Below are 20,763 nucleotides of genomic sequence, written 5' to 3' on the forward strand. Positions count from 1 at the left end.
ATGAAAACCCCCGTCTGTGCCGTATTGGATATTGGAAAAACCAATAAAAAACTCTTTCTTTTTGACGAAAACTACCGAATTGTCTTAGAAAACTCGGGACAATTTCCCGAAACTACCGATGAAGACGGCGACCCTTGCGAAGACGTTTCGCTGTTGACTGAGTGGGTTATTCAGTCGTTGCAAAATATTTTGGCTTTGGAAGAGTACGATGTCAAAGCGATTAATTTCTCCACCTACGGAGCGAGTTTTGTTCACGTTGGTGAAGATGGTACCCCTGTTGCTCCCCTTTACAATTATCTTAAGCCCTATCCCGAAACGCTTAAAAAGCAGTTCTATGATACGTACGGCGGAGAACAGGAATTTTCTCGCAAAACGGCCTCTCCTATCTTGGGAAGTTTAAATTCAGGGATGATTATCTATCGACTAAAGTACGAAAACCCTGAATTGTTTGCCCAAATTAAGTATTCTCTCCATCTTCCTCAATACGTTGCTTCTTTGGTTTCGGGACAATTTGCTTCCGACATTACAAGCATTGGCTGCCATACCAACCTCTGGGATTTTGACATAAATGAGTATCATGCGTGGGTTACTCAAGAACAAATTATGGACAAATTGGCTCCTACCCACCCCGGCGATTTGGTCACTACTCAATCCATGAATGGTCAGAAGCGTTTGGTAGGAGTTGGTTTACACGATAGCTCGGCCGCATTGATTCCCTACTTGGTTAGCTTTCAGGAACCTTTTGTATTGATTTCGACGGGAACATGGTGCATCAGCCTTAATCCTTTTAATCACACGCCTCTTACCAACGAAGAGCTTCAGTATGATTGTCTCTGCTTTATGCAATACAATCGTAAGCCTGTGAAGGCATCACGTTTATTTGCAGGGTACGAACATGAACAACAAACCAAACGACTGTCTGCACACTTTGAAAAAGAAGCCAATTATTACAAAACAGTAGCGTTTGACAATACCATAATTAATCAACTAAAATCAGACAAGAAAACCGACGGTATAGATTTTGAACAACTTTCAAAACCACCTATGCCCAAGACACTCTTTGGCTACCGTGACTTAGCGGGGTTTGATTCGTACGAACAGGCGTATCATCAATTGATTTTAGATATCGTAAGTCAGCAGATTGTTTCGACAGGACTCGTGCTAACGGGTTCAAGCGTTAAACGTATTTTTGTGGATGGCGGCTTTGGCAAAAACCCTATCTATATGAATTTGCTCGCGGCTGCTTTTCCTGAAATGGAAATCTTCGCGGCCTCGGTAGCTCAGGCAACTTCATTAGGAGCAGCGTTGAGTATTCACCGGCATTGGAACAACAAAACGTTACCTCCCGATTTGATTGACTTACGGTTCTACAACAGTCACCTTACACCCGATGGATTGGGGTTTGTAAAAAACAGTTGAGATTACTTAAACGTATCTACCAACAAATAGATATTCAGTCCTACAATAACCACTGCGATAGCCCAACTGACGAGTATGAGTAAGCGTGAGTTTACAAAACGCCCCATCCAATCACTTTTGCTGGTGAAGATAATCAAGGGAATCACGGCAAAACTCAGTTGGGCAGAAAGTATTACCTGACTGAAAACCAATAATTCACTTGAGCCGTGTTCGCCGTATTGAATGGCTACAAACAAAGCAGGGATAATGGCAATCAGACGTGTGATAAGCTGACGCACCCATTGTTTTAGTTGAATATTCAAAAATCCTTCCATCACAATCTGTCCTGCCAGCGTACCGGTAATGGTCGCATTTTGTCCCGCCGCCAAAAGAGCTACGGCAAACAGTACACTTGCCCATCTACTTCCCAACAACGGGTCTAAAAGTTGGTGAGCATCGGTAATGTCCGCTACATTTTGGTTTCCTGAATTGTGAAAAGTAGCCGCTGCCAAAATCAAAATAGCAGCGTTGATAAAAAATGCAATCCCTAACGAAGCTGTGGAGTCGATAGTCGCATAATGAATGGCAGAACGACGACCTTCCTCTGTGCGAGCGTAAGCCCGGGTTTGAACGATGCTGGAATGAAGATATAAGTTATGCGGCATCACGGTTGCTCCCAAAATCCCGATGGCTACATACAGCATACGGGGATTGGCAACCACTTCTTTTTGGGGGATAAACCCTCCGGCTACTGCCATCCACTCAGGATTGGAAACGATAACTTCATACACAAAACACATCAAAACAACGGCTATCAACCCTCCCACAATGCTTTCAATAATACGGAAGCCTTTGTTTTGAAAATATAAAATCAGCAGAACGTCTAAGGTGGTAATGACAACACCCACTGCTAATGGAATACCGAACAGCAAATTAAGTGCGATTGCCGACCCAATTACCTCTGCCAAGTCACAGGCAGCAATGGCAATTTCGGCCAATACCCACAACGCCATCGCAACAGGTTTAGGAAAATAAGCCTTACACGCCTGTGCCAAATCCATACCCGTGGCAATGCCAAGTTTGAGCGATAAATGTTGCAACAGCATCGCAAATAAATTGGAAATCAAAATCACTGAAAGCAGTGTATAACCAAATCGCGCTCCGCCTGCAATATCAGTAGCCCAGTTGCCCGGGTCCATATAACCTACCGCTACCATTAGGCCGGGGCCAACGTAAGCGCGCATATTTTTCCAAAAACCCTTGGTAAGAGGAACTTGAATAGATGCATTGACTTCAGAAAGTGACGTATGTTCAGAAGGCGTCATATCGTGAGGTGAATAAGTAGGAATCATCGTTTTTTATCGTTTTCATGGCTTGTTAATTAGTAAACGTTACAAATATAGGCAATTCCAAATATTATTTTTAGGTTAGTCTAAATTTTTTATTTGAGCTTCAAAAAAATTATTTTTGCAAAAACAAAAGTGAGCAAACAGGATTCATTTTTAATTCCTGTCTTGACACCCTAAAAATGCAAACCTTTACCGAAGAAAATTATTTAAAAACCATCTTCTTTCTGTCAATAGATATCGAAGTATGGGTCTCGACCAATGCCTTGGCCGAAAGTACCAATACGCGCGCAGCTTCGGTTTCGGACATGCTGAAACGTTTGGCAGAGAAGGGGTTAATCAACTACCAAAAGTACCGCGGCGTCCGGCTTACGGAGGAAGGTGAGCGGCTTGCCTTACTTGTAATCAGAAAACATCGTCTTTGGGAAGTGTTCTTAGCCGAAAAATTGCAGTTTGGTTGGGATGAAGTTCACGTTATTGCCGAAGAATTGGAGCACATTCGTTCAGAACGGCTGGTTGAAAAACTGGACGCTTTTTTAGGCCATCCTCAATTTGACCCGCACGGCGACCCTATACCCGACGCTGATGGACAAATGCCTGCCTTTCGCTATCGGAAACTTTCTGAAATCAACGAGGGCAATACTGTAATTGTGACGGGTGTATCTGAGCATTCTTCTGCTTTTCTGCAACACTTGGATAAATCGGGTATTATGCTCGGTTGTCAGGTGAAAGTACAGGAAATCAACCGATTTGATAAGTCCATCCATGTACTGATTGACAATCAACAAACGGTATTTATAAGCCATGAAGTAGCCAAAAATCTTTTGGTAAAATAAAAACTACCCAATCCCAACTCCCCGCTTCTTCGTACATTTGCATTATGGAATTATTACAAAATGACCTTCTTCTGCGCGCCGCACGCGGAGAAAAAACAGAACGCGTTCCCGTCTGGATGATGCGTCAAGCGGGCCGAATATTGGCCGAATACCGCGCCGTGCGCGAAAAAGCAGGAAGTTTTATCCAATTGGCCACCAACCCCGAACTTGCCGCTGAAGTTACCATTCAACCGGTAGATTTATTGGGAGTAGATGCAGCCATCATATTTTCTGATATTCTGGTGGTACCGGAAGCCATGGGACTTCCTTATGAAATGGAAGAAAAGCGTGGGCCGGTGTTTCCAAATGTAGTCAGAACGATAGCCGACATTGATAGGCTTCGAATAGCGGAACCGGAAAGGGATTTAAAATACGTTTTGGATGCTATCAAAATAGTGAAACGAGAATTGAACGGTCGGGTGCCTTTGATTGGCTTTGCCGGTGCTCCGTTCACTATTTTTTGTTATATGGTGGAAGGACGCGGTTCCAAGACGTTCTCCATCGCTAAAAAAGCCCTTTATGCTGATGCCGAGTTTTCTCATACATTATTACAAAAAATAACCGACAGCACGATTGCCTACCTAAAAGCTCAGATTGCAGCAGGTGCCAATTTGGTGCAATTATTTGATTCGTGGGCAGGAATTCTTTCCCCTGCTCAGTATCGGGAATACTCACTCCCCTATATCAAACAAATTTGTGATGCCATTTTCGAAGTGCCTTTAACGGTATTTGCCAAAGGGGCATTTTTTGCCCGTCAGGAAATTGGACAGCTTAATTGTTCAGTTGTAGGTTTAGACTGGAACATGGACCCTGCCGAATCTCGTTTATTAATTCCTGACAAAACATTACAGGGAAACCTTGACCCCTGCGTATTATATGCGTCTTTCAGTCAAATTAAAGTGGAAGTGCGCAAAATGATTGAAACTTTCGGAACACAACATTACATCGCAAATTTGGGTCATGGAGTATATCCCGATACGAACCCTGATAAAGTCCGTTGTTTCATTGAATCAGTCAAAGAATATTCCGAATCACCGGCTCAAACCTCCTCTATAGGATAATTAACTTTTTTTAACGATTTTTTCACATACTTACATTAGTTTGGAATCGTTTTTGTATTAGTACTATTAACATCCCAAACCTGGTCAAAGCTATGAAAGAGTGTGTGGTCGTGATTCCGACATTTAATGAAATTGAGAACATTGAGGCTATTATCCGTAAGGTATTCAGTCTCAACCATCCGTTTGATGTATTGATTGTTGATGATGGCTCGCCCGATGGAACGGCCTTCAAAGTGAAAGACATGCAATTGGAGTTTCCTGAGCGTTTGCATCTATTGGAACGCAAAGGCAAGCAAGGGTTGGGTACGGCTTATATACACGGTTTCAAATGGGCTATTAGTAAAGGCTATCGGTATTTGTTTGAAATGGATGCCGATTTTTCTCATAATCCTGTTGATTTGGTACGGCTTTATGAAGCCTGTACAGAAGGTGGCTATGATGTTGCCATTGGCTCTCGCTATATTAAGGGAGTAAATGTGGTCAATTGGCCCATCGGTCGCGTACTGATGTCTTACTTTGCGGGAGTTTATGTTCGTTTTGTAACAGGAATGCAAATTATGGACCCTACTGCCGGATTTATCTGCTATAAGCGTGAAGTTTTACAGGGAATTGGTTTGGATGAAATTCAGTTTGTAGGATATGCCTTCCAAATTGAAATGAAATTTAATACCTGGAAGTATGGGTACGAAATCAATGAGGTGCCCATTATTTTCACGGATCGTACCCGAGGTGTTTCAAAAATGTCGACGAAGATATTTAAAGAAGCTGTATTGGGTGTTTTGTATCTAAAAATCAGAAGTTTTTTCAAAACATATATTCGACAAAATGAACCTAAGTCTGTAGCATTGCTAACAGTAGCTGAAATGGGATAATATATTAACACAATAGGTGATAAGGTGCCGCTATCAATTATTTTTTGTTAGCGGCACCTTATTTTTTACCGTTTTTAAAAAAATAAATAAAATGTCTTGACATTATATGTATATACACATATATTTGCATCATCAATTTCGATTCCACATAAACACTCAAATAAAAACATGGAAACTTTAGCAAAAACCACTTGGGCCATTGACCCCACCCACTCGGAAGTACAATTCAAAGTAAAGCACTTAGTGATTTCAACCGTAACCGGTAGCTTTAAAAGTTTTGAGGGCACCCTCGAAACAGATGGAGACAGTTTTGAAGGAGCTTTCATTCAGTTCAGTGCGGATGTGAACAGCATTGATACCAACATGTCACAACGTGATGCCCACTTGAAAAGTGCCGATTTCTTTGATGCTGAAAATCATCCAAAATTAACTTTTGTATCGACTTCTTTTACTCAAAAAGACGAAGATGAGTACACTTTGGTAGGTGATCTGACAATGAGAGGTGTAAGCAAGTCAGTAACTCTTTCAGCAACCTACGGCGGTCAAATGGTTGATTTTTATGGCAATACCAAAGCAGGTTTTGAAATTTCAGGAAAAGTGAATCGTAAAGATTTTGGACTAAACTGGAGCGCCGTAACTGAAGCAGGCGGTGTGGTAGTAAGTGATGAAGTGAAACTTCACTTCAACATTCAAATAGCAAAACAAGGCTAATTGCAACAATTAGAACTGCAAAAAACAAGGGGCATTCTCATCGAGAATGCCCCTTGTTTTTTGCAAAGAGAAGTTTATTTACACCAATTTTGACTTGGTCCGTGGACTATTGGGTTTCGTTCGAGACTCCGCCAACAACGTTTGAAGGTCATTGCGACGTCGCTGATTCACCCGAGGAGCACGCCACCAAACAAGGCGCCTGTTTTTCTCCGTATTTTGAGCTAATTCCGACTCTGATTCATTTTTTATAAAAATGCTTCTGAAAGCCCCTTCGCGTTTGAAAGACAAAGGAATCAATTCGTCAAAACCGGTCATAAGCGCATTATCCAATGTAGCTTCTACGTCAGAAATCTGCAATTCGCTTTTTGCACTTGGCTTTATTTTAATTTTAGGCGGAGCAATCAACCCCATTGTAAGACCGTAAAGTCGAATAAATTTGGTAAGCGTGATTTCTTCCGCTACCACGGCTGCATACATTTCAGGCCGGGTAAACAACTCTTTGGCAGCTAACACGCGATACAGATACTTCCGATTTTCGGCACTGATTCGTAAATTGTAATAGCTTGTTTTGCCATGGTTATTCAAATATCTCTTTACCTTCGTAGGACCTGCATTGTAAGCAGCAGCAACGAGCGACCAAGAACCGAGCTGCTTGTACAAATCCAAAAAGTACAGACAGGCGGCGTGAGTAGATTTTACTAAACTTTCACGTTCATCTACCTTACCTTCCACTACAAGGCCCATGGAGCGAGCCGTATGGGGCATAAACTGCCAATATCCATAAGCGCCTTTGTGTGACATTGCCTTTGACTCAAGTGCACTTTCAACAACGCACAGGTATTTAAAATCCAATGGAATTTGGTACTGCTTCAGAATTGGGTCAATGACCTGAAAAAATTTCTGTGCGCGAGGTTTAATTTGATGAAGCGGCAGACTTGCCGTGTGACGCAAAGCAGACTGAAAATAAGTCAGTACTTGGTTTTCGTAAACAGGTAACGGTTCGTTACAAAAACGGATACAGGAGGATTCGTTAAAGCCCTCGGCTTTAGCTCCTAAACTTGACAACAAAAGCGTTGATAGAATGATACATTGTCTTCTTTTCAAAACTGTTTTTGGTTAGTTAAACATTGCGACGAAGGATTCCCAAAAGGTCACTTTTTGCCGCTTTTCCATAGCTGATTATGCTTTGTTAACGTAAAGATATTCAAATATTGTACAATTTGCAAACAAATTACTGAAAGATTATCAGATAGTTGCAATTTAAGCGTCTGTGTTTTATCACAAAAACTATGCCAAAACGACCTAATTTCAGAGCAAAATACTCCTTCAAATAACTACAAAAAAAGAGGCTGTCCATAACGACAACCTCTCGATAATTGTATTTTTTCAGGCCTATTTTTTTCCTTCCAAATCCATTTCCTCCATCCATTCTTCAAACTCGCCCGGAGTAGAAATATTGGCCGGAACAGCATTCATTCGACGGGAAGAGCGACGTTCCGGAGCTTTAATTTCAAGCACTTGCTCCGCTTTTGTTCCCGTAGTCGTTTCTACTACCACTTTGTATTTACCAGCACGTATGTACAGTTTACCGTCGTCTGCTTTTTCCAACTTTATTTCTTTTTCGTCCTTTTTCTTAGCAGCGTTCAAAAACTTTTCATACTCTGCTTTTGCAGTAGTATCAATGGCCAAGTCGAAATCAACAAAATTCAATCCCGCTTCGCTGTCATCAGTCAGGGTACGCAACGTAAGACCTTTATCGGTTTGAATCCTAATACTGCTTTTTCCAGAAGCTTTAGTATAAAATGGAATTTCGTATTTTTGAACTCTTGGCTCACTGTATTTGTCAAACATTCTCCCCCAATTCGGCGAATAATTAAGAGGCTTGAGCGCAAAAAAGTGGATTTCTTTATTTGTAAGCGTATCCGCCAGTTGCTGTATCAAACTCACATCCCCTATATAAATAGAGCGTCCATGAGTGCCCACTACTAATTCATTATCGCGTGAATGCACAATAAGGTCATGTACAGCTACGGCAGGGAGCCCCCTACTCATTCGCATGAAGGTCTTTCCCTGATTAAGCGAAACATACACACCATTGTCGGTCCCCACGTACAAAATAGCGGCATTTTTGGGATCTTCCCGAACAACATTAATAGGTTCCGCAGGCAAATCAGTACCAATAGGTTGCCAGTTCTGGCCATAATCAGTCGATACGTACAAATAAGGTTTAAAAATATCATCACGATAGCCGTTGAGAGACGCATACACTACTGCCTCGTTATGAGTTGACGCGACTACACGACTTATCCACAGATTTTGCGGCAAAGCGTCCGAGATTTTGGTCCAAGTGTATCCTCCGTCTTTGGATACGTGAATCAGGCCGTCGTCGCTGCCCGCGTAGAGAAGCCCGAATTTTTTAGGAGATTCATCGAGTGTAGTCAACGTTCCAAAAGGCACATCCCCTTCTTTAGGTCCTTTGGTCAAATCGCCTGAAAGTGTTTGAAAGGTTTCCCCCTTATCCAAACTGCGATGAAATTTATTGGAACCAAAATAAACTATGTCTTGATTATGACGACTCACCACAATCGGTGATTGCCAGTTAAAACGAAGTTTTGCTTCTCCAATATCAACGAGTGGCATTTGTAGGCGTTTCATCCCCGCAGGGTATGTGTTTTTGTTGACTTTGAAATAATTTCCAAATTGAAATCCAGTGTACACCGTCGAATTGTCGCGCCAGTCCACCTGAATTTGCATTCCGTCACCGCCCATCACTGACTTCCAAGGTCTTACTTCCTCACCCGGCTGTGAAGTTCCCCACCATACGCCATTGTCCTGCATACCGCCATATACATTATATGGTTTTTCCATATCTACCGCAATTGCATACAACTGCCCTACCGGAATCGGGTTGAGATGAGACCAGTTTTTGCCTCCATCGTACGTTAAGTTAAGCCCGCCGTCATTACCAATCAGAATATGGTCAGCGTTTTTAGGGTTAAACCAAAGAGCATGGTGATCAGAATGGACATTGGAGGCATCCAAACTTTTCCAGGTTTTTCCAGCATCCATGGATTGAAGTATGGGGACACCATAAATAATGATTCTATCAGGGTTTTCAGTACTGACAAAGATTTGCCCAAAATAATAGCCAAAAGAAGAAACGGCGTCAATAGGTTCGGTATGGGTTTTCTTCCAAGTTTGACCTCCATCTTCGCTTTTATATACCTCAGCTCCCGATACAGGCGAATTAACCACTTCATCGTTCGCGCCAGTGACGTAATCGTATAAATTTTTAACCGTCAGTTTGTCGGCTGTAATTTGCTCACGGATTTTTTTGCCGTTGTATTTTTCGGGAAAATTAGCCGCATCCAAAAACTCATTGATTTCCGCATCCGAAAATTTCAGAAAATCTTCTTTATTCATAGTTCTGAGTGCACGGGTAGTAATCCCTGTAGGGGCAGTTCGGGGAGGAGTTTCCTTACGACGTACCTGATTGTCGATAAATGCATACATCAAGTTGGGGTTTTTCGGGTAAATACTCAACCCAATGCGCCCGTTGCCATCTCCCGTTGGAAAACCGCTGTTTTCGACCGTCAGCAATTTCCAGGTTTCACCACTGTCTGTTGATTTATAAATGCCTGAAGTTTTTCCTCCTTCCACAAAATTCCACGCCCGACGCTCTTTGTGCCACATGGATGCGTATAAAACCGCCGGATTTGAAGGGTCAAGGTCAAGGTCAATTGCGCCCGTTTTGTCATCAATGTAGAGCGTTTTCTTCCACGTCTTCCCTCCATCGGTGGTTTTATAGATGCCTCGCTCTGTGTTGGAAGAATAAAGATGCCCTACTGCTGCTACCCAAACGGTATTGGGATCAGTAGGGTGCAGGATTACCTGTCCAATATGGTGAGTATCCTCCAATCCTAAATGCTGCCACGTTTTACCGCCATTGGTGCTCTTGTAGATTCCTGTACCCGAATACGTAGACCGGCTGGCGTTGTTTTCACCTGTCCCAACCCAAATCGTTTGACCGTTGGTCTTCCAATCCACGGTAATGTCTCCAATCGTCATTGAAGCCTCATTATCAAACAAAGGCGTAAAACTCATGCCATTGTTTTCGGTTTTCCAAAGACCACCCGAAGCATACGCCACAAAGAAATGCGTAGGATTGGCATTATTTACATCCAAATCCACTACCCGACCGCTCATATTAGTTGGACCAATACTCCGAAATTTAACATTGTTGACCAACGACGAAGCATCTATCTTTTTACGTTGTTCGTACCCTGCCATGCGCTCAGCGGCAGTTGTCGAAGAAATCGCTTGAGGGATGGCTTGTTTGGGCGTTTGAGTTGTCGATTTTTTCTTTTGGGAAAAGGAGGCAGTACCCAAAAGAAGGAGAATAGGGATAATGTAGCGGTTTTTCATTGATGAAGTTAAGTAAAAAGGTTATGGTTATTACGTAAAAAACTTGACTTACTTATTGCAAATAGCCTTTATCGGGCAAAGAACTGTCATCTACCACGTAAGTATCAGACCAACGGTCATGCCAGCCCTGAGGAGTTTCGGTTAAAAAACTAAATCCATCGAAAGGGACGATTCTGGAAAAATTGCGCGTTATCAACTGATTCAAAGTAGGCCTAGTACCGTCGATGCTTACCACTCTGGTTTTGGTCAGCATTTTTCCGATGGATTTGCCGTTGGCAACGTATTCAAAAAACAAACAATAAAGACAGTACATTACTCCCGTAAAGATGCGATCCAGTATAGGATTCATCCGCTCCAAATCAGAGAAAAAAGTAAATTCTTCGTCGCCCGTCACTAATCCGGCAATGATACCGATAGCAACGACCAAAAACATGAAAAAGCCAAGAAAGATAATGTAATCAACAATAAAGTTAACCAATAGCTTTGCCAACGTAGTAGGACGAAGGGAATTACGATAGAGTTCATTTTCATCTAACAAAGGCAAATCCTCTTCCATTAGTTTGAAACGATTAGGTCAAAATGATAGGGCATCCTTTTTCAAAAAATCAATCAACAACTAATTCATTGGCAATTTTACGGTCATTGGCCAAACGGGGCACTTTGTTTTGCCCCCCTAATTTTCCCTGAGAGCGCATATAATCAATGAAAGCATTTTTTGGAAGCGATGTAATTCGTAAAGGGCGCAAAATACTGCCTGAAATTAAATCATCGTAATACACATTGAGTTCAGACAAACGCTTATCAACATCAAACGAAAACCGTGTCAGATCGTTAGGCGGTGTAGAAAACTCAACAAGCCACTCATGATAAGGAAGTCCTTCCGCTGGGGTAACCATGGGGGCTACGGTAAATTCTACGACCTCTGTTTCAGGATGATGATGCATAGCGTATTGAAGTGCTTTTTCTACTTCTTCGCCAATTACGTGCTCGCCAAAAGCCGAAATAAAGTGTTTTATTCGGCCCGTTACCAACAAACGATACGGGTCTTTAGAAACAAATTTGACTGTATCGCCAATCGAATACCCCCAAAGTCCCGCATTATTGTTGATGATAAGGGCGTAATTCTTTCCCACTTCTACCTGCTCTAAACTCAGACGCGTAGGGTTTTCATTGAAAAATTCTTCCGTAGGAATAAATTCAAAAAATATTCCCGTATCAGCTAAAAGCAATAACCCTTCTGCGTGTTGAGAATCCTGATAGGCAATAAAGCCTTCGGAAGCAGGATACATTTCGATAGAGTCAATTTTTTTACCAATCGACTCGTACAATTTAGCTCGGTACGGTTCAAAATTGACTCCGCCATATACAAACAACTGAAATTCTGGAAAAACATCTTTGACAGGCTTGCCCGTGCGAGCAATGATACGGTCAAAGTACATCTGAACCCAAGGCGGAATCCCCGAAATCAACGACATCGGTTGAGCAATGGTCTCGTCTATAATTCGTTCGAGTTTTTCTTCCCATTCTTCAATACAATTGGTTTCGTAGCTTGGAAGTTGATTGGTGCGCAGGTAAGCAGGAACGTGGTGATTGGAAATCCCCGACAGTCGCCCTGTAGGAACGCTGCCTTTGGTATCCAAAACCGGGCTTCCCGACAGGAAAATAAGTTTATTATCCAAAAATTCCGCTCGACCTGTCTCATTGATATAATTCAAGAGCGCGTCTCGGGCAGAATTGATATGATTTGAAATGGAATCTTTACTGATAGGAATGTATTTGACGCCCGAAGTGGTGCCCGAAGTTTTGGCAAAATAAAGAGGCTTTCCCGGCCAAAGGACGTCATCTTGACCATCAATGATTTGATGAATGTACCCTTTTAAATCTTCGTAATCCCGAACGGGAACGGCTTGTTTAAAATCTTCGTACATACGAATGTCTTTAAAAAAATGGTCTCGTCCGAAAGAAGTATTTTTAGCTTGATTTACCAGCTGTTGGCGCCATTGGTCTTGAGCGGCCGGTGCGTTGTACATCCAACTTTGTTGCTGACTGACTATGTATTGAGCCAGAGGTTTACTGAGCGAAGAGCGGAAGCCCATTGTAGAGTCGTTATTGGTTAGTGGTCAATCGTCAAAAAACGGACACAAGCACCAAAAATAGACGTTTTATGCTTTACGCTCAATAAAAAAGTAACCACATAGACACAGAGTCCACATAGCTTTACTGTTAATTATCTGATTTCCAAAACCTTAAATTCAGTTCTTCGATTACGTTGATACTCTCCTTCGGTGCAAATTACTCCATCTACACAGCCATTTACCAGCATACTTTCTCCCATGCCAGTTGCTTGCATACGAGTGCGGGCTATCCCTTTTGCCGCCATATAATCAACCACTGCCTGAGCCCGTTTTTGAGAAAGAGATTTATTATATCCCGCATCGCCACGGCTATCGGTATGAGATAAAATTTCGGCTTGCAGCGAAGGGTATCTTTTCATGGTAGCTACTAATTTATCCAACTCCCGGGCAGCATCCGGCCGAATTGCCTGTTTTCCCTGATCATGGTAGATGTTATCCAACTGAACAATATCTCCTTTTTTCAACAACCCTACGTCTTTGGACAGGACTTTCGGCTGTGCCTTTTTAGGTACTTTGCCAATTTTGAGGGTATTGGTTCCGTAGGTGTCTTTTGAATAAATTAAGGTATAATCACAGCCTTCGGCAATCTCAAAATCATATCGGCCATCAGGACCCGTAATCGCCTCATAAATCTTTTTATCACATTCATTCCGAAGTTTTACCAATACACCTTCAATCGGCTGACGGTCTGTTTCGGTGCGGACAATTCCGCGAACCCGAGAGTGCTTCAAATTTTGGGCAGCATCGGTTTGATTAGTCTTTTTTTTTTCCGGAATTAACGCTTTAGCAACCGTTTCAGTAACAATGGTAGGCTTGGACAAACTCACTTCCAGACGGGTAGGTTTATCATCCGTTAAATAACGAGTTGAAAAACCGATTGTATTCCCCATAAAACCATCCTTAGAAACGGTAAAAACAAAGTCATTGTCAGAAGCTAAGCACAAGTGTGCCCAACCGTTGGCATCCGTTTGGAGAATCTTATCAGTCCCTTCTCCTCCTATTTTTGAGCGAATGGTAATGGTAGCACTGTCTAAATGCTGCATGTTTTGAGTATCAAATACCCGCAACAACAACTCACGGCATTCGTAAAGTGAACTTTCACGAGTAAAGCGATAAATATCATCATCTCCTTCACGGCGGTTACTGCTGAAATACCCTGTTGTACGGGAAGCATCAGTAACGAGTCCAAAATCATCTGCTTTAGAGTTGATCGGAGCATCCAAATGAATTACTTCAATCACTTTTGTGCCGTCTTTGCTAAGAATTGCATAAAACAAATCCAGTCCACCCAATCCACCTTTTCGTCCCGAAGTAGAAAAATATAAATTACCGCGCTCATCTACCGTAGGAAAAACTTCGTCTTGGCGCGTGTTGAGTTCTTTTCCCAAATTAATGGGTTTAGACCACTGCCCGTTTTCAAAATGTGATACGTAAATATCCTTTCCTCCGATACCCTTGGGCATATCTGACACAAAATAAAGGAGCGTACCATCTTTACTCAAAGAGGGGTGAGCCGTAGAATATTCGTCGCTGTTGAAAGGCAATTCCTGCACATTTGCCCAATCTCCGTTGCCCCATTGTGCTGTATACAATTTGAGTTTGATGTTATTGTCATCACTTATCCCTTTTTGACCTTCATTGAAATTATTTCTTGTAAAAATAATTCGAGAGCCATCGGCGCTGAAAGTTGCGGGTCCTTCGTGAAAGCGAGTATTCAATTCTTTACTGAAAGGCGCGGGCTTTCCAGGTTTTGCCACTGCTCCGGTTGTATTATTCACTTGTTCGTTCAGGCCATAACTATTATAAACGCCAATGGTCCTTGAATCATTAGAAGTAATACGTGTATACGAATCGCTACCCAATTTTGTATTTTTAGGACGGTCTGCATGAGTAGTTTCTTTGGCTTCCGCTTCTGAACCATCGGCATTAAGTGACCCTAACGATTTTATTTCATCGGGTTTGGTTACATAAAACAAATCCAAGTAGCCTTTTTCGGGAGATTCAGAAGAAACGGCAGCGGGCGCTTTTCCCGAAACATAAACCAGTCCATCCCGAAAATACATAGGACTAAATTCTGCGTTAGGCGTGTTTATGGCCAAATAATCTATCCGATACGTAATTTTCTTTTTGGTAAAAGTTTCCGCATTCTGGGCCTGCCGACTCTCTGTCAATTTTGAACTTTGATACCGTTCAAAAAACCGCTGAGATTCCTGCATTTTTCCATTATTCGCCAACACTTTCGCATAATGCAAATAGTGATTTGCCAACGACCCGGAAAGCGGTTCTTCAGGAAGACCCTCCTGATAAAATTGCTCTGCTTTGACATTATCTCCCAACTTAAAATACGAATACGCCATGTTAAGTTGAGCCAGTTTACGCTGCTCAAGAGGCAACATGCCTTCGTCAAGTACTTCCTGATACAATGCAACCGCTTTGGCGTAAGATTGCGTATCAAACTGACGATTAGCTTGCTGTAACAACGTTTCTCGAATGGGTGTCTGTGCCATTGCAGCAACTGAAAAGAGTGTTGCCAAACAAAAATGCTTTAATTTAATCATGGGTAAGTGCATTTTTGCCCGAATTGGGCTATTATCATTTTTAACGAACCACTATTAATTAACGGCTTATGGTCATAAATCTCGAAAACTCCCGCCCGTCATTGAATTTAATCACATAAAAATTAGGTGCCAGCAGGAACATTGGTTTGGGCGATAACGCCACCATTCCAATCATTTTTATAATCCTCTGTTTTATAAACCAGTCCACCCCAACGATTATAAATTTCTAAAGCGGCTCGGAGGTTGACTGGCTTTTTTATGACAAAAAAGTCATTGATACCATCTGAATTGGGCGAAAACCCTTCAGGGATAAAAATGTCATTATCACTTCCTCTTAAGCTGCTAAGTACTAAAGGGGTTGCTTCTGTGTCATCCGTTGGATCCTCATTTTGATTAACATCGGGCCAATTTCCGTTGGCTGATTTGTCGGCACAAATATTTCCGTTAATGTCTAAGGCCGTTACCAAGGCTGTATTAAAATAGACACTATCCTGAGCATTGGTAAAATCAACTTTTGTTTTTACAATCACTGAGCGAGACTGCCCTGCCAACAATGAACTTTTTGCGGGTATTAATAACTCAGACAGCCCTCCTTTACCCGTATAGCTTGTGTCAATACCCCACACTACTTCAGTACCGGTACTCGGGTCAATTGCTTTTATATCAGGCTTGCCTACAATAACTGAGCCATTTTTAAATACTTTGTCCAAACTATCCACGATTCGTATTTCCACCAAATCATTTGTACCCATATTCACCACCTGAATCGCGTATTCTATTTCAAACAAGTTGGCATTAAGGCGTGTCCAGCCTTTCACCAATTTGTTGATCCCAATCATTTCTTTGGGTTTACCGGTATCCGAATTAATTTTCAGCTCAGTCAAATCAGACCCTGCTTTACAAGGGCCTTCCCCGTCAGGGTCATCATTAAGAAATCGAACAGTTACTTTTCCCGCCTGACGGTCTTCGGGAGAAGGTGTATAAATCACTGACAACCCATTCGTTGTATTAAAATAACCGGTTCCGTTCGTACTCCAGTGTCCTGTATTGGCTGCCCCACCCACTTTGCCTTCCAGATAATAATTCCCAGCAGTAGTCCGCTCTGTTTTAGTAATAAAAGCAGTTGCGGGGTTATTGGTACATACTAGTAACGGTTTATCACAAGAGGTAATAGTAACTGCTATTGCCGCAGGCGCACTATAACAACCATTCGCATTGCGGGCAAATACGTAATAGGTACGATTTTCAGAAACGGCTCCTACGTCCGTCACCGGAGAAGATTCAGGAGAAGTTCCCATTCTGGCCTCATAATACACACCCACCGTTTGTTTTTGATTTACTGCCGATGACAAATCTACCGTAACAAAAGGGCACACATTTTTTAGTTCTGCAACTACCTGCGGTAAAGCAGGAACTTCACTGTTGACTGAAACTGTAAGTGGAAGAGACGCGATGCTTTGACAATCCCCCCGCTGACAAATCGCAGTATATTGGGCAGTTTCTTTAGGCTCTATAGTTAAGGTTCGTCCCTGCATTGTATTGTTCCATTGCACAACACCTCCAGTACACCCCTCCGCCGTAATCGTTACTTTTTCGCCAAGACAAACCGTCGTTTTACTGACTTTAAGTACCGGCGGTAAAGGAGGTGTTACCTGTACGCTAAACAAACTTTTAATTGGCTCACAACCTTCCGTCTCGCACATGGCCCAGTATTCCGTTGTATTTTCAGGCTTAACCGTAATTGTTTTGCCTATCTCGTTGCTCGACCATTTTACCTGTCCTGCACAATTCACTTTCGCTTCCAGAATATTGGTTTCGCCTTTACAAATCACCGATTTTGAGGCGCTTATCAACAAAGGTTCGCCCCCCATGACCGCCACAATAACCTCATCTGCAAAACAACTGACACAACCTTCAGAGCGGCAGGTAGCCGTATATTTTGTAGTACCAGTTGGCTGAACGGTTATTTCCTTCCCCGTCATTCCATTGGACCAAATAATATCACCTGTGCATCCCGTGGCATTCAAAACAACGGATTCACCAAAACAGATTTTTGTTTTATTCGCCTTTACGAGCGGAGTGCTCGGTATATTGATTGTGATTGTAAGTGCATTGGACTCGGCGCTTTTACAATCTTCTTTTTTACAGTAGGCCTTATACGTAGTTGTCTTAGTAGGGTATACGGTAAGCGTACTACCCGTTTTTTTATTTGACCATATTACTGTTCCATCACAACCGCCCGATTTAAGAATAATAGGCTGACCAACACAACTTACCTGTTTTTCGCTGCTGATTACAGGAGCAGAGATACTATCACAATCAGCTGTTTTATTTGCCCACAAAAGATTAGGAAATTGGGTAAATGCCGAGAATAATACAGTTAGTAATATTGATTTCATAGTTTGCCTTTTGCTTACAGTGTAGTATTTTATCACAAATCGTGCCAAGCTCTATTTATGCTTTTGTTTAATCCCATTCACCCAAAATATACCATTAATTATGAGTCACTTTCAGGACAAAACCGTTTTCATTACCGGAGCAAGCAGGGGAATTGGATTGGCTATTGGTCTGCGATTAGCCCAGGAAGGGGCCAATATTGTCATTGCCGCCAAGACAGTGACGCCTCATCCCAAACTACCGGGCACCATCTATACCGCTGCTGCTGAAATTGAAGCGGCGGGAGGAAAAGCCCTTCCACTGGCGGTGGATGTGCGGGAAGAAGAACAAGTTTATGCTGCCGTTGAAGAAACCGTCCGAGTATTTGGCGGGATAGACATTCTGATTAACAATGCCAGTGCGATCAACCTTACTCCTACCCTTGCCACCGACATGAAGCGCTATGATTTGATGCATAGCATTAATACGAGAGGTACCTTTCTGACCAGTAAGGCGTGTTTGCCTTATCTGCTGAAAGCCAACAATCCTCATGTACTCAATCTATCACCGCCGCTAAACATGGAAGCCCGTTGGTTTGCCCCCCATGTAGCCTATACCATGGCAAAGTTTGGAATGAGTATGTGTGTATTGGGGATGTCAGCTGAATTTCGAAAACAAGGGGTAGCTTTTAATGCTTTATGGCCCAAAACGGCGATTGCTACAGCTGCTGTTAACAATTTGCTGGGAGGAGAAGAATCCATTAAAAGATGTCGCAAACCGGAAATTATGGCCGATGCAGCCTACATGATTTTCACCAAAAACAGCCGGGAATGTACAGGCAATTTTTTTGTGGATGAGGACATATTACGTGAGAATGGCATTACAGACTTCAACCAATACAAATACGCCAACGTAGAAGACAACGAATTGCTTCCCGATTTTTTTCTATGACAGGTATTTTATTTGAAATAATAGACATACATCCAATCAGTTATTTTTTTAACTGCTAAAGAACAAATAGAGTAAAATCCAATGGCTGCTTACTTTGGATTAAACCTCAATATTCTAAAATTATAACTTATTGCTAATACTTGTGATGAGGACTGTTGGGGGTTGATAATCGAGGAGTTAAACCTCGGCAATGCTTTGCCAAAGCAAATTTATGAGTCGGTATTTTAAAAAAAATGCGTTTTCAAATGACAGATTTCAAAAAAAATAAAAAAAAACTAATACCCAGCTTGAACGTTTTTTTTATGAAATCTTATAGCTTTGTACCACATTTTCTCTAACTATTTTAGAGAATAGCCAACAAAAATTTTCTTGGTGAAAGCATTAACCATTTAAAATTTTCGTTTTCTTTACAGCGCAAACACTTAAACTATTTTTTCAATTAAACCCTAAAAGTAAGTCTGATGGAAAAGAAGGCTACATCTCCCGCACCGGCCAAGGCGGCCGCTCCAAAAAAATCAGCTGGTGGTCTTAACCCCATTCTGGTAATTCCTGTTTTATTAGTAATCGGTCTTTTGGCGTACAATTTCATTTGCGGTGACGCCAGTCACTTCGTAGATGGAGATCATGAAAAAGGACCAAAGTCCGGTGATTATTTCGGTATCGTTTATGAAGGGGGACCTATCGTACCGTTGTTGTTTACCTGTTTTTTAACAGTATTAGTTTTCTCAATTGAGCGTTTTTTCATTCTTGGACGTGCAAATGGTTCGGGTTCGATTGATGAGTTTGTTCGTAAAATTAAAAGCCTTCTTGACAAAAACGACGTTGAAGCTGCTGTTAAAGAATGTGACAAACAAAAAGGTTCAGTAGGAAACGTTGTGAAAACAGCTCTCCACAAGTTCATCGAGCTTCGTAGTGAAACTGAATTAACAAAAGATCAAAAATTGGCAGCTCTTCAGAAAGAAGTAGAAGAAGCTACCAGCCTTGAGCTTCCCATGCTTGAGAAAAACTTAACCATCATCGCTACCTTGGCGTCAGTTTCTACATTGACTGCACTTTTAGGTACGGTATTGGGTATGATTCGTGCCTTTGCCGCTATGGGTAACACAGGTGCTCCTGATACAGGTGCTCTTGCAACGGGTATCTCAGAAGCCCTTGTAAACACAGCTCTCGGTATTGGTACTGCAGCTATCGCGACCATCATGTATAGCTATTTTACCAGCCGTATTGATACGTTAACTTACAAAATTGACGAAATCGGGTTGAGCATTCAGCAAAATTTCTCGGCTCATAACTAGTGAGCTAACAAAGTAAATATGATATATAAAAAAATTATATATAAATATTTGCTTTGTATTTGTTTGTGTTCTACATTTGTATAGTCAATTAAACCATAACGTATTATGCCTGCTATAAAACCCAAACGGAATTATCCGATGATGGACATGACGGCGATGTGCGACGTGGCTTTCCTGCTTCTGACCTTCTTTATCTTGACGGCTCAGTTCAAAGCACAGGATGCTGCAACCATCGAAACGCCTTCGTCTATCTCTGCGATTAAAGTTCCGGACAAGGATATTATGATTATCAGCATCGGTAAGGACGGCAAAGTTTATTTTGGGGTTGACAATCAGCAAACGCGCCTTGCGATGCTTGAGAACATCACCCAAACCGAAGGTGTTCAGTTTACTGATAAGCAGAAGAAAATGTTCTCTCTGCAAGCCAACTTTGGTGTTCCTATCCGTGGTTTGTCTCAATGGCTACAGGCAGGAATTGTCAATCCTGACAAAATGAAGGAAATAGTCCAACCTGGTATCCCAACCGATTCAACCGCGCAAAACGAGTTAGCCAAGTGGATTTATCAAGCCCGCCGCGCTAATAATTTGCTTCGTATCGCTATCAAAGGTGACAACGTAGCTAAGTTCCCGGTTTTCAAAGATGTAATGGCGTCTTTGCAAGCTCAGAACATCAATAAATTTAACTTGATTACCGGGACAGAGGCTCCGCCTGCGGGTTGGAGTTCTGATAAGTAGTCATCGTACATTGTTTCACTATTAA

At 42.0% G+C, this 20,763-nt stretch carries 15 protein-coding genes; 8 read left to right on the forward strand and 7 right to left on the reverse strand.

The window, feature by feature from the left end; all coding sequences use genetic code 11:
• Positions 1 to 1,419 (forward strand): FGGY-family carbohydrate kinase, encoded by a 1,419-nt coding sequence (locus tag Q0081_RS28780; protein ID WP_298361609.1) that lies wholly within the window; start codon positions 1 to 3, stop codon positions 1,417 to 1,419.
• A 2-nt stretch (positions 1,420 to 1,421) separates the two neighbouring features.
• Here the strand turns inward: Q0081_RS28780 and Q0081_RS28785 are convergent, their stop codons facing one another.
• Complete coding sequence (locus tag Q0081_RS28785) at positions 1,422 to 2,750, reverse strand: Nramp family divalent metal transporter (RefSeq protein WP_298361611.1); 1,329 nt, start codon at positions 2,748 to 2,750, stop codon at positions 1,422 to 1,424.
• 176 nt (positions 2,751 to 2,926) lie between these two features.
• On the opposite strand from Q0081_RS28785, the gene Q0081_RS28790 reads away from it, so the two are divergent.
• From Q0081_RS28790 to Q0081_RS28805, 4 genes are all read left to right on the forward strand, one after another.
• A complete protein-coding gene (locus Q0081_RS28790) occupies positions 2,927 to 3,580 on the forward strand; it encodes a metal-dependent transcriptional regulator (RefSeq protein WP_298361613.1) in 654 nt (217 codons plus the stop codon).
• Positions 3,581 to 3,624: 44 nt separating this feature from the next.
• Positions 3,625 to 4,680, forward strand: a complete 1,056-nt coding sequence (gene hemE / locus Q0081_RS28795; RefSeq protein ID WP_298361615.1) for a uroporphyrinogen decarboxylase — start codon at positions 3,625 to 3,627, stop codon at positions 4,678 to 4,680.
• A 92-nt stretch (positions 4,681 to 4,772) separates the two neighbouring features.
• The gene (locus Q0081_RS28800; protein ID WP_298361617.1) at positions 4,773 to 5,552 is read left to right on the forward strand and encodes a polyprenol monophosphomannose synthase; all 780 of its coding nucleotides are present in this window, start codon (positions 4,773 to 4,775) and stop codon (positions 5,550 to 5,552) included.
• A gap of 168 nt (positions 5,553 to 5,720) precedes the next feature.
• Positions 5,721 to 6,263, forward strand: coding sequence for a YceI family protein (locus Q0081_RS28805; protein WP_298361619.1), 543 nt, complete (start codon positions 5,721 to 5,723; stop codon positions 6,261 to 6,263).
• A gap of 78 nt (positions 6,264 to 6,341) precedes the next feature.
• On the opposite strand, the gene Q0081_RS28810 is transcribed toward Q0081_RS28805, so the two are convergent.
• The 6 genes from Q0081_RS28810 to Q0081_RS28835 form a co-directional block, all read right to left on the reverse strand.
• The gene (locus tag Q0081_RS28810; protein WP_298361620.1) at positions 6,342 to 7,367 is read right to left on the reverse strand and encodes a lytic transglycosylase domain-containing protein; all 1,026 of its coding nucleotides are present in this window, start codon (positions 7,365 to 7,367) and stop codon (positions 6,342 to 6,344) included.
• Positions 7,368 to 7,655: 288 nt separating this feature from the next.
• A complete protein-coding gene (locus Q0081_RS28815) occupies positions 7,656 to 10,688 on the reverse strand; it encodes a VPS10 domain-containing protein (RefSeq protein WP_298361622.1) in 3,033 nt (1,010 codons plus the stop codon).
• Between the two features lie 52 nt (positions 10,689 to 10,740).
• Complete coding sequence (locus Q0081_RS28820; protein ID WP_298361624.1) at positions 10,741 to 11,244, reverse strand: RDD family protein; 504 nt, start codon at positions 11,242 to 11,244, stop codon at positions 10,741 to 10,743.
• Positions 11,245 to 11,293: 49 nt separating this feature from the next.
• Positions 11,294 to 12,784, reverse strand: a complete 1,491-nt coding sequence (locus tag Q0081_RS28825; protein WP_298361626.1) for a GH3 auxin-responsive promoter family protein — start codon at positions 12,782 to 12,784, stop codon at positions 11,294 to 11,296.
• A 131-nt stretch (positions 12,785 to 12,915) separates the two neighbouring features.
• The gene (locus tag Q0081_RS28830; protein ID WP_298361628.1) at positions 12,916 to 15,381 is read right to left on the reverse strand and encodes an OmpA family protein; all 2,466 of its coding nucleotides are present in this window, start codon (positions 15,379 to 15,381) and stop codon (positions 12,916 to 12,918) included.
• Between the two features lie 122 nt (positions 15,382 to 15,503).
• Positions 15,504 to 17,780: a gliding motility-associated C-terminal domain-containing protein gene (locus Q0081_RS28835; RefSeq protein ID WP_298361630.1), complete on the reverse strand. Its 2,277-nt coding sequence runs from the start codon at positions 17,778 to 17,780 to the stop codon at positions 15,504 to 15,506.
• 100 nt (positions 17,781 to 17,880) lie between these two features.
• On the opposite strand from Q0081_RS28835, the gene Q0081_RS28840 reads away from it, so the two are divergent.
• From Q0081_RS28840 to Q0081_RS28850, 3 genes are all read left to right on the forward strand, one after another.
• Positions 17,881 to 18,708 (forward strand): NAD(P)-dependent oxidoreductase, encoded by an 828-nt coding sequence (locus tag Q0081_RS28840; protein ID WP_298361632.1) that lies wholly within the window; start codon positions 17,881 to 17,883, stop codon positions 18,706 to 18,708.
• 461 nt (positions 18,709 to 19,169) lie between these two features.
• Entirely contained in the window at positions 19,170 to 20,003 is an 834-nt protein-coding gene (locus Q0081_RS28845) for a MotA/TolQ/ExbB proton channel family protein (protein WP_298361634.1), read from the forward strand.
• Positions 20,004 to 20,108: 105 nt separating this feature from the next.
• Positions 20,109 to 20,738, forward strand: coding sequence for a biopolymer transporter ExbD (locus Q0081_RS28850; RefSeq protein WP_298361635.1), 630 nt, complete (start codon positions 20,109 to 20,111; stop codon positions 20,736 to 20,738).
• The last annotated feature ends 25 nt before the right edge of the window (positions 20,739 to 20,763 follow it).

It is taken from the genome of Runella sp. (assembly GCF_027484545.1).
GTDB lineage: Bacteria > Bacteroidota > Bacteroidia > Cytophagales > Spirosomataceae > Runella.